At 68.7% G+C, this 9,586-nt stretch carries 7 protein-coding genes; 4 read left to right on the top strand and 3 right to left on the bottom strand.

The window, feature by feature from the left end; genetic code table 11:
- Positions 1–53 precede the first annotated feature (53 nt).
- Positions 54–821: an SDR family oxidoreductase gene (locus tag ACFFQA_RS37970; protein WP_377862666.1), complete on the bottom strand. Its 768-nt coding sequence runs from the start codon at positions 819–821 to the stop codon at positions 54–56.
- Positions 822–1,053: 232 nt separating this feature from the next.
- Here ACFFQA_RS37970 and ACFFQA_RS37965 point away from each other — a divergent pair, with 232 nt between their 5' ends.
- On the top strand, positions 1,054–3,201 hold the full coding sequence (locus ACFFQA_RS37965; protein WP_377862665.1) for a tetratricopeptide repeat protein: 2,148 nt from the start codon (positions 1,054–1,056) through the stop codon (positions 3,199–3,201).
- A gap of 34 nt (positions 3,202–3,235) precedes the next feature.
- Here the strand turns inward: ACFFQA_RS37965 and ACFFQA_RS37960 are convergent, their stop codons facing one another.
- A complete protein-coding gene (locus ACFFQA_RS37960) occupies positions 3,236–3,433 on the bottom strand; it encodes a hypothetical protein (protein WP_377862664.1) in 198 nt (65 codons plus the stop codon).
- Positions 3,434–3,462: 29 nt separating this feature from the next.
- Positions 3,463–4,668 carry a hypothetical protein gene (locus tag ACFFQA_RS37955; protein WP_377862663.1) on the bottom strand — a complete coding sequence of 402 codons (1,206 nt, stop codon included), beginning with the start codon at positions 4,666–4,668 and terminating at the stop codon, positions 3,463–3,465.
- A 229-nt stretch (positions 4,669–4,897) separates the two neighbouring features.
- Here ACFFQA_RS37955 and ACFFQA_RS37950 point away from each other — a divergent pair, with 229 nt between their 5' ends.
- The 3 genes from ACFFQA_RS37950 (at position 4,898) to ACFFQA_RS37940 (ending at position 9,436) form a co-directional block, all read left to right on the top strand.
- Complete coding sequence (locus tag ACFFQA_RS37950; protein ID WP_377862662.1) at positions 4,898–7,825, top strand: AfsR/SARP family transcriptional regulator; 2,928 nt, start codon at positions 4,898–4,900, stop codon at positions 7,823–7,825.
- Positions 7,826–8,027: 202 nt separating this feature from the next.
- Positions 8,028–8,258, top strand: a complete 231-nt coding sequence (locus ACFFQA_RS37945; RefSeq protein WP_377862661.1) for a hypothetical protein — start codon at positions 8,028–8,030, stop codon at positions 8,256–8,258.
- A 161-nt stretch (positions 8,259–8,419) separates the two neighbouring features.
- On the top strand, positions 8,420–9,436 hold the full coding sequence (locus tag ACFFQA_RS37940) for a LacI family DNA-binding transcriptional regulator (protein WP_377862660.1): 1,017 nt from the start codon (positions 8,420–8,422) through the stop codon (positions 9,434–9,436).
- Positions 9,437–9,586 lie beyond the last annotated feature (150 nt).

The following is a 9,586-nucleotide window of genomic DNA, read 5'->3' as shown; positions in this document are numbered from 1 at the left end:
CACCACGACCGAAGATCAAAGCAGACCACCCGAACCCACTTTGAGGACAGGCCCTAGGCGTCCAGCTTCTTCTGCAGCTCCCGCATCCCGGACAGCCAGCGGTCCGTGTCGGAGCCCCGGTGCGCGTAGTACTTCGCGACATCGGCGTGCGGCAGGATCAGGAACCGCCCGTCGCCGAGCGCGTCCACGGTGATCCGGGCGACCTCGTCGGCCTCCAGTGCGTTCGGCTTGAGCAGCAGCTCACCCATCCGGCCGGTGTCCTCGATCATGTCGGTGCGCACCCCCTGCGGGCACAGGCACTGCACGGTGATGCCCCGATGCCCGTAGGTCGCCGACATCCACTCCGCGAAGCTGAACGCGGCGTGCTTGCTCACCGAGTACGGCGCGGCGCCCAGCGACATCAGCATGCCCGCCGCCGACACCGTGCTCAGGAAGTGCCCGCGCCCCCTGGCCAGCCACGGGTCGACCAGCAGACGCGCGGCCCGCACGTGCGACATGACGTTGATCTGCCACGCCCGTTCCCACTCGCCCTCCGCCGCGTCCGGCCCGCCGACCGGGGCGATCCCGGCGTTGGCGCAGTACAGGTCGATCTCCCCGAGCACCTCCCGCGCCCGGCTGACCAGGTGTCCGACGCCCTCCTCCGCCGCGGCGTCCCCGGGCACGGCGGTCCCACCGACCTCCTCGGCGACCCGGTGCGCGGAGGCCTCGTCGAGGTCGTTGACCACCACCCGCGCCCCACGCCCGGCGAGCTCCCGGACCAGCGCGGCGCCGATCCCGTTCCCGCCGCCGGTGACAACCACTCCGGCACCCTCGACCCGCATCCGTCCTCCATTTGTCGCAGTCGCTTTGGCATTTACCTGGTCGGCCGCGCCTGCGGAAACACTCGTTAGGGCCACCGATTGCCTATGGGACAACGGATCAAACCATGCGGCCGCGGGATAGTGCTGAGCTACTGTGCTGGTTTCCTGTAACGGCCGCCCGCCGCGCGGATATGGGCAAGGGGCGGTCGAATACCACCTGTGTGGCCGGGGACAGGGATTCGGGTGAGCGGGGATGAGCGGTGTGGAAGGCGCGCGGCACGAAGAGTCCACTGTGGATAACGTCATTTCCGGTGCTGTGCAAGGGCAGATCGTCCAAGCGGGCGTCGTGCACGGGGATGTGCACCTGCACGGCGCGGTGCCCAGCGCGCGGCCGGTTCCCCAGCAGCTTCCGTCGGAGCCGGTGGTCTTCGCCAGCCGGGAGCCAGAGCTCGCTCGGCTCGACCGGGTTCTCCGGGAGTCCGACGATCGGTTGACACTCGTGGTGGTCTCCGGGGCTGGAGGGGTTGGCAAGACCGCGCTCGCCTTGCGCTGGATGCACTCCGTCGCCGACCGCTTCGCGGATGGGCAGCTCTACATCGACTTGGGGGGCTTTTCCGGTGGCGAGCCGCTGGAACCCGTGGACGCGCTAGGGCAGTTCCTGCGCGCGCTCGGTGTTGCCGCAGAGCGGGTCCCGGTGGGGCTGGCAGAGCGGACGGCGATGTTCCGGTCGCTAACCGCGGATATGTCGCTGGCGTTGCTGTTGGACAACGCCTTCGCCGCCGCCCAGGTCCGGCCCCTGCTGCCGCGTTCGCCACGCAGCGCGGTCGTGGTCACCAGTCGTAAGCGACTGGTCAGCCTGACCATCGACGGCGCGGTTCCGGTGTCGCTCGCGCCGTTGAACGGGCGAGATTCCGTCCAGCTGCTCACCGGGATCGTGGGGAAGCGCCGGGCACAGGAGGAACCGGAGTCCGCCGATGCGCTCGCGCGCCTGTGCGGCGGTCTGCCCATCGCTCTGTCGGTGGTAGCGGCCCGGTTGCGCAACCGTCCACAGTGGTCACTTGCCAAGGTCGTAACCGATCTGCACGACGAGCGGCGCAGGCTGTCCAAACTGTCCATTGTGGATGAACTCTCGGTGACTGCCGTCTTTGACGCCTCCTACCGCAGGCTTCGCGAGCCCGACGCGACCCTGTACCGGCTGCTCTCCTGGCATCCCGGAGGGGAGTTCGACGTTGAGCTGGCCGCGGCCACAGCCGACCGTCCGTCCGACGAGGTGGAGGACTCACTCGACAGCCTGGTCGACGCCAGCCTGCTCAACGAGACCAGGCTGCACCGGTTCCACTTCCACGACCTGTTGCGCCTACACGCGCGAACCCAGGTGGACGACGAGGAGGAGGCGGTTCGGGAGCGGCGGGCGGCACGGATGCGGATGTCCGAGTGGTACCTCGACCGTGCTCTGGTCGCGGACCGGGTGCTGATGCCGAAGCGGTGGCGGGTCGGAACCCGCTACGAGCGGGTCGCCGACCGCACCGACTTCGCCGACGAGCAGGCCGCGCTGGACTGGTTCGAGACCGAGCTGGACAACCTGATGCGGGTGCTGCGCTACGTCCGCTATCACCGCGCCCACGACCTGGCCTGGCAGCTCTGCGAGGCAATGTGGGGTTTCTTCTTGTACCGCAAGCACTACCGCGACTGGATCAGCGCCTATGAGAACGGCATCCTGTCGGCGCGCGAGGACACCAACCCCCGTGCGGAGGCGCACCTTCGCTGTCACCTCGGCTTCGCTTATCTCAACCTGAACGACTTCGACCGCGCCGCGCAGGAGTGCACCCACGCCTTGGAGCTTGCCGAGCGCACGGGAGAGGACCGGATCATCGCCACCGCGGCCTCCCGGCTTGGCATGGCGGAACGAGCGAGGGGGCGGCTTGGCTCCGCGACAGACTGTTTTCAGCGAGCCCTCGCCATCGACGAGCGGACCGGGAACCGGCGTGGCGAAGCCCTTCGCAGGCGGCGCCTCGGCGAGATGCTGGCCGACGCCGGGCGGTTTCCCGAGGCCATCGCGGAGCTCGACCGCGCACGGGACCTGCTCGACCGGCTCGACGACGGTCCCACCGAGGCAAGGGTGCTGAGTTTCCTCGGATCGACATACCGCCGTGCGGGGCGCCTCGACGACGCCAGACGCGTGCTGAACGACGCGGTGGCCCGTCTGAGGGCGGCCGGGATGACCGTCTACGAGGCCGACGCACTGACCGCATTGGGGGAGGTTGCCGAGGACGCGGGCGACCTCCCCCAGGCGATCAAGCTGCTCTCCCGGGCGCGGGCGATCTACGCGAAGGTCAGCGACGCACCGCAGACCCGGCAGCTCGACGATCGCCTGGATCGGCTCCGGGCGAGCCTTGCCTAGAGGGCCAGTCCGTGGCGTCCCAGGGGAGTCCGGGCTAGCCCCAGTCACCCCGGAACCGCACCACACAGCCATTTCCGGCGCAGCCGACCGCGACCAGCAGGCATCCCGGGAACTCCGCGAGCAGGGCGGTGGCCCTGGCGGCGGCCTCGGCGATCGGGCCGTCGCAGGTCGAGACAAGCACGTCCGCGAAGGCGCGCCAGCGTGGCTCGGCCACCTCCACCATTACCGTCACCCAGCCGCCTCGCATGATCACTCCCGGGCTCACCTCGGGACCGGCCTTGGCAGGGGTACCGGCGACACCGGTACCGCGCGGACCGGCTCGGGAATGTCGAGCAGGCGGTACATGGTGCGGCGCAGGATCGCGCCGGACCTGCCGGGCGCGGAGCTCAGCAACGCGCCCGCCGCCCGCTGCCGCTCCACGTCGGTAGAGGTGGGCAGCTGTGGTTCGATCGGCTGGGTGAGGTCGATCCGCGCGGCGAGGTCGGCGAGCGCGCGTGCGGGTGCCGACGGGCGCACCTCCTCGGTGGGGAAGGCCGCCATCGCCACCGGGACGCCGAGTGCGGCCGCGTAGCGGGTGACCGACCCGTGGTCGCCGATCACGGCGTCCGATGCGACGACGGCCGCGCGCCAGCCCTCCTCCGGTGGCAGCAGGATCAGGCCGGCGCGCAGGCAGTCCGCCAGCCAGGCCCGCACCTGCCAGCGGCCGTGCACTGCCCAGATGTTGGGGTGCAGGATCGCGGCCACCCGGTCGCCCCGGCCGGTCAGCTCGGCCAGCAGACGAGCGAACAGATCGGGATGCCTGCCGAATGCGGACTTCGCGGTCCAGGTCGAGCTGACCGTGACCAGTCGCTGGCCGGAGCCGACACCCAGCGCCCGGCGGTAGGACTCGCGCAACGGCACGCTGGCAAGCATCCGGTCAAGACACGGATCTCCCGCGACGACCGCCCGCGGCACCGCCTCCGGGCAGGACTCCCGCAGAACCCGCAGCTCGTCGTCGTGGGTGAGTGCCAGCGCCGCCGGGACCAGGCGTCCGTCCCGCATCAGCATCTGCCGGTCCAGCCCGTGGGTCGGCACGGAACCGGCTCCGGCACTGCGCACGCGAAGCAGTGACTTGGTCGCCCCTGAACCATGCGGGAGTAACAGCACTGGTCCGTGCACCCGGTCCATCGCAGTGTGGCTGGCGACGAGCACGAGGTCGAACTCGTGCCGGATCGCCTGCTGCCACGGCAGGTACAGGCCGCCCTGGGCGCGGACGAACTCATCGGTCGCGTGCCAGCCGTCTCCGGTGTCCGGAACGGTGAACGTGACCTGGATCCGATGGTCTGCTTCCAGGAGCGGAAGCACGTCCAGCAACCGCGTGCCTGCCGCCATGTGCGCGACGACCACCAGCACCGTTCGGCAGCCGGTCCTGGTGATCCACTTGTCGGCACCGATCCCCAGGGGTGCCCTGATCCAGCGCTCAGCCATGGAACCCTCCCCGATCCCGGCGGGCGTCCGCCTCGCCGCTGTCCCGAGACTGGGGGCGGGCCCTGATCAGATCGATGACTCCGCGCTGGTGCCTCCCTTGCGTTTCGCTGGAGCCGACAGTTCTCCAGACCACTCAAGGTCACATTGTGGTCACGTCGAGCAATCGGCTCTGGCTCGATGAGGTGTGACCCAGGACACTGTGCGAGGCAATCGTCGGTACCAGCGAGGGGTGGCGCTGGTGGACTTCGCCTTCAGGATCCTTGGCCCTACACAACTTCGCGTCGACGGTCGCTTCGGCGGCGCACCGCCGAAGCTGTCCGGGATGCTCGCGGTGCTGCTGCTGGAAGCCGGACGGCGACTCTCGGTCAACGAGTTGATCAAGCGCGTGTGGACCGAAGACGAGGAATGGCCGGGCAAGCCGACGGTGCATTCCTATGCCTCGAAACTGCGCAGGCTCCTCGCTGTCGCGGGAATCGAGGCCGAACTCGTCGGGGGACGTGGTGACTACCGGCTCATGGTCCCCCAGACCGAGATCGACTTCTACGTGTTCAAGGAGACCCGCCAGCTCGCCGAGGCGGCGCTCGCGGACGGTGACCAGCAGGGTGCCTGCGACTTGCTGGACAGCGCTGTCTCCTTGTGGCAGGACCAGCCGCTCGCGGACCTGCGCACACGATGGGCGGACGCCCAGCGAGCTCGGCTGACCACCAACCACTACCTGCCGACCTGCTCGGCATTGATCGACTGCCAGCTCGCCCTCTGCCGCTTCGACGCCGCACTGGACCTCCTGGACTCGCTCCAGGCTGACGACCCGTTGAACCCGCGGCTTGCCGAGCAGCACATGCGCGCGCTCTGGGGACTGCGGAGGAAGCAGGACGCGCTCGCCTACTACGCCGGCTACCGCCGTCTGATGCTCGCCGAGGTCGGCCTCGAACCCGACGCGGAGCTGCGCGCGCTGCACGAGCGCCTGTTCCGTGACGATGAGTCAAAGTCGGCGGTGGCGGCGCACAGCGAACCCGACCGGTCCGCGACGGCAGTCGCCCCGGTGCTGAGCCAGCTGCCACCCGCGCCGCCCGACTTCGTCGGCAGGTACGACAAGCTCAGGAGCCTGGACTCGTTGATCGAGGGCCCGGACGGTGAACCCCGTTTGGGGGTGATCGCCCTCGTCGGTGAAGCCGGAGTGGGTAAGACCGCGCTCGCGCTGCACTGGGCCGAGCGGGTGCGGCACCGCTTCGCTGGAGCTGCTTTCGTTGACCTGCATGGCTTCTCGGCGAGTCGGCATGCTGGTCCGGCGGAGGTCCTCACCGTTCTTCTTGGCTCCCTTGGTGTTCCGCCGGAGCGCATCCCGGACCCACCGCTGCTGCCCGCGCTGCTGCGTAGCCTCCTCGGAGATCGGCGCTTCCTCATCGTCCTGGACAACGCGGCTGACTCCGAGCACGTTGAGCGGCTCCTGCAGTACCTGGCGGGCTGCGTCCTGCTGGTCACCAGCCGTCGACGGCTCAAGCACCTGGAGATCCGGGCTGGGGCGCGCTGCGTCACGGTGACCCCGCTGTGCTTCGACCACGCGGCACGACTGCTTGCCGATCGGCTAGGTGCCCGGGTCGACCGAGAACCCACCGCCTTCGCCGGACTTGTGCGGCTGTCCTCCAGGAACCCCTTGGTGCTGCGGATCATCGGCGAGTACGTCGACGCCAACGCAGGCGCCAGGCTTGCCGAAGCGGTGCGGCAGCTCAGCCAGCGGGGAGCGCTGCTGGACGTTGGAGACGAAGGCGCCGGCGAAGGTGCGACGCTGCGCGAGATCTTTGGTTGCTCTCTTCGTGTTCTCTCCGCCGCACACCAGCGGTTGTTCCGTCTGCTCGGCCTGAACCCCGGCCGAGACATCTCCCTCGGCGCCGCGGCCGCTCTGGCGGGGTGCTCACGGGAGGAAGCCACCCGTGGTCTCAACGCGCTTTGCGCGGCTCACCTGATGCGTAGAACCGAGGGGATCGACCGGTACGTGTTCTACGACTTATTGCGTGACTACGCGACAGAGTGCGTCAACCGTGATGAAGTCGAAGACGAGCGTCGAGCCGCGTTGAACCGCTTGTTCGACTGGTATCTCTATAGTGCCAACAACGCCGAGCGAGCCGCGTCGCCACACGCCCAGGGCATCCCTCTGTTGCCGTTGAGCTGGCCGATCACAGCCGAGGAGTTCTCCGGCAACGATGACGTCGTGCAGTGGTGCTCGAAGGAGCGCGCCAACATCGTCGCGATCGTGGCCGAAGCCTATGAGCAGGGCTTCACTGGCCACGCCTGGCGTCTGCCGAACACTCTCCGCGAGCTGTTCAAGTCCTACGGCTTCTACGAGGAAATCCTGACGGCGCTTCCGGTGGCGCTCCGTGCCGCGAGGGCCGAAGGCAGCAGTGAGGGCGAATCCGGTTCGATGAACAACCTCGGCTATGTCCACTCAGGACTGAACAACCATGTCGAGGCGGAGCACTGGTTCCGGGCAGCACATGATCTCGCGTCGCGGATGAACTGGTCGCTCGGTAGCACGACGGCCCTGCACAACGTCGCAACCGAGCGGGTGCATCTCGGGGACTATGACGAGGGCATTCGGTTGTACCGGCAGGTCATGGAGGTCGAACGGGAAGAGGGCGGGGACGGCGGTCTTGCGGACACTCTTCACCGGTTGGGCTGGGCGTTCCGGCGTCGCAAGCGTTATGACCAGGCTGCCACTCACTGCCAGCAGGCGTTGTTGATACGAGAGCGCATCGGTGACATGCGTGGACAGGGCGCGACACTCACTGAGCTGGCGATACTGCACTACGAGATCGGGGATCTGGCAACCTCGGCCGAGTACTGCGATCGGGCATACAGCGTGCACCGCGGGACGCGCGACTATGCGACGGCGGGCCTGGTTCGCACGGTGCAGGCTCGGATCGAGAATGACTTGTGCCGTTTCAGCAAGGCCATCGTTCACGCCAAGGTCGCGATCCGGCTGTGCCAGCGGACGCGAAGCGCGATCACCGAGGCGATCGCGCTGCAGTCCCTCGGTGATTCCTGCTGTGCCCTGGGGCGGACGGCTGAGGGATGTCGAGCCCGAGAGGAAGCGTTGACGATCTTCGAGGCGTACGGCGATCCGCGCGCCGCCGCGCTGGCGCCATTGCTCGACCGCTGACCCGCACCGGAAAATTCACCCAATCGAGTCGAGGCCTCGTCGGTTATCGAGTGAATGGCCTGAGCTGGAATTTTGGGAAGGCTCTGTTGGGTGCTTGACGAGGTGGCAAGGTATTTCAGCTGGTTGAGCTCGCAATGAGCTATAGAAAGCGCAGGTCATAAGTGATTTGATCTTGGGTTGTTGACCTTAATAGCATCCGGTCATGGTTGACAGATCCGAAAGGCGGCGTGACATCACCACCTCCCGCGGTGGTGTCGTGACCGCATGCGTGAAGCTCGCCGTCGCAGTGGTTGCCACGATCGGCGTCGCCGTGAGCGCATTGGCGGGTACCGCCATCGCTGACCCGCATCAGTCCGAAGTGCAGAACCCGGACTGGGTCTCCAAGCTGCAGACTCCCGAATGGGTCTCCAAGCTGGGGGACACCGCACGCTGAGGTCGTCAGCGGCCTGACCGCCCTGTGGGCCCGGCCCGTCTCTTGACGGGCCGGGCCCTTCTGGTGAATCCTCTCCTCCCATCCCGGCTGTAAAGGTTTCCAGTCCACCCGCCCGGCGCGGACTGTAAACGTTTCCAGCTCGATGTGGACCGGAGGGCAGCGTGGCGAGCACGGACGGCGGACCTGCGACGATCGAGACGATCGCGCGCCGGGCGGGGGTGTCCATCGCCTCGGTGTCGCGCGTGCTGAACGGGCTCGGCGGGCGGCCGGACACGGTGCGCAAGGTGCAGGCCGCCGCGACCGAGCTGGGGTACGTGCCCAACGCCATGGCGCGGTCGCTGCGCGGGGGCCGGTCCGGGCAGATCGCCTTCGCCATGGAGGACATCGGCAACCCCGTGTACGTGGCGATGGTGCGCCGGATCCAGGCGGTGGCCAAGGACGCCGGGTTCCGGTTGCTGCTGCACTCCACCGGCGCCGACCGGGAGGAGGAGCTGCGCGCGCTGCGCAGCCTCGCCGACCGGCACACCGAGGGCCTGATCATCTCGCCGATCCGGATCACCAGGGACCACCTCGACGAGCTCGGCAGGGCCGTCGCGCCGGTGGTGGTGATCGGCTCGCTGCCCGAGGGCGTCGCACTGGACAACGTGCGCGTGGACTCCAGGGTGGGGGCGGCGATGGCCGTCGCGCACCTGGTGGGCATCGGGCGGCGGCGGATCGGTTTTCTCAACGGTCCCGTGGACACCGTGCCCGGCCAGGCGCGGTACCGGGGCTATCTGGACGGGCTCGTCGCCGCCGGTCTCGCGGTGCGCGACGAGCTGATCGAGTTCGGTGAGTTCCGGATGGACGCGGGGGCCGAGTCGGCCGCGCGGCTGCTGGAGCGCGCCCCCGACCTCGACGCCGTGTTCTGCGCCAACGACCTCATCGCGGTCGGTGCGTTGCGGGCGCTGCGGGAGGCGGGGCGCCACGTGCCCGACGACGTCGCTGTCGTCGGCATGGACGACACCGAACTGGCACGTGTCACCTGGCCGACCCTGACCAGCGTGGGGCTGGGGTCGGCGCGGCGCGGGGAGCTCGCGGCAGAGCTGCTCGTCGACCGGCTCGGGGAGGGCCGGGACCGCGAACCGAGATGGGTGTCAGTGGCACCCGAACTTGTCGCGCGTGAGTCCACCCGCTCCTAGAGAGGTGCCCCCGTACATGATCACGACCGCCCTGTGTCGGAGCCCGCTGAGGGCTCGGATGTCGAGTTTCCGGGGAGGCGGCGCAGGATGACGATGACCGCCCCGTGTTGGAGCCCGCTGAGGGCTCGGATGTCGAGTTTCCGGGGAGGC

This window comes from Allokutzneria oryzae, from assembly GCF_042429765.1.
GTDB lineage: Bacteria > Actinomycetota > Actinomycetes > Mycobacteriales > Pseudonocardiaceae > Allokutzneria > Allokutzneria oryzae.
The sequence above is the reverse complement of the archived record's forward strand: the minus strand, read 5'-3'. Positions and strand labels throughout refer to the sequence as shown.

Coding starts and splice junctions, on each gene's coding strand:
- ACFFQA_RS37970 (WP_377862666.1), bottom strand. CDS start 821: ATGCGGGTCGAGGGTGCCGGAGTGGTTGTCACCGGCGGCGGGAACGGG.
- ACFFQA_RS37965 (WP_377862665.1), top strand. CDS start 1,054: ATGAGCGGTGTGGAAGGCGCGCGGCACGAAGAGTCCACTGTGGATAAC.
- ACFFQA_RS37955 (WP_377862663.1), bottom strand. CDS start 4,668: ATGGCTGAGCGCTGGATCAGGGCACCCCTGGGGATCGGTGCCGACAAG.
- ACFFQA_RS37945 (WP_377862661.1), top strand. CDS start 8,028: ATGGTTGACAGATCCGAAAGGCGGCGTGACATCACCACCTCCCGCGGT.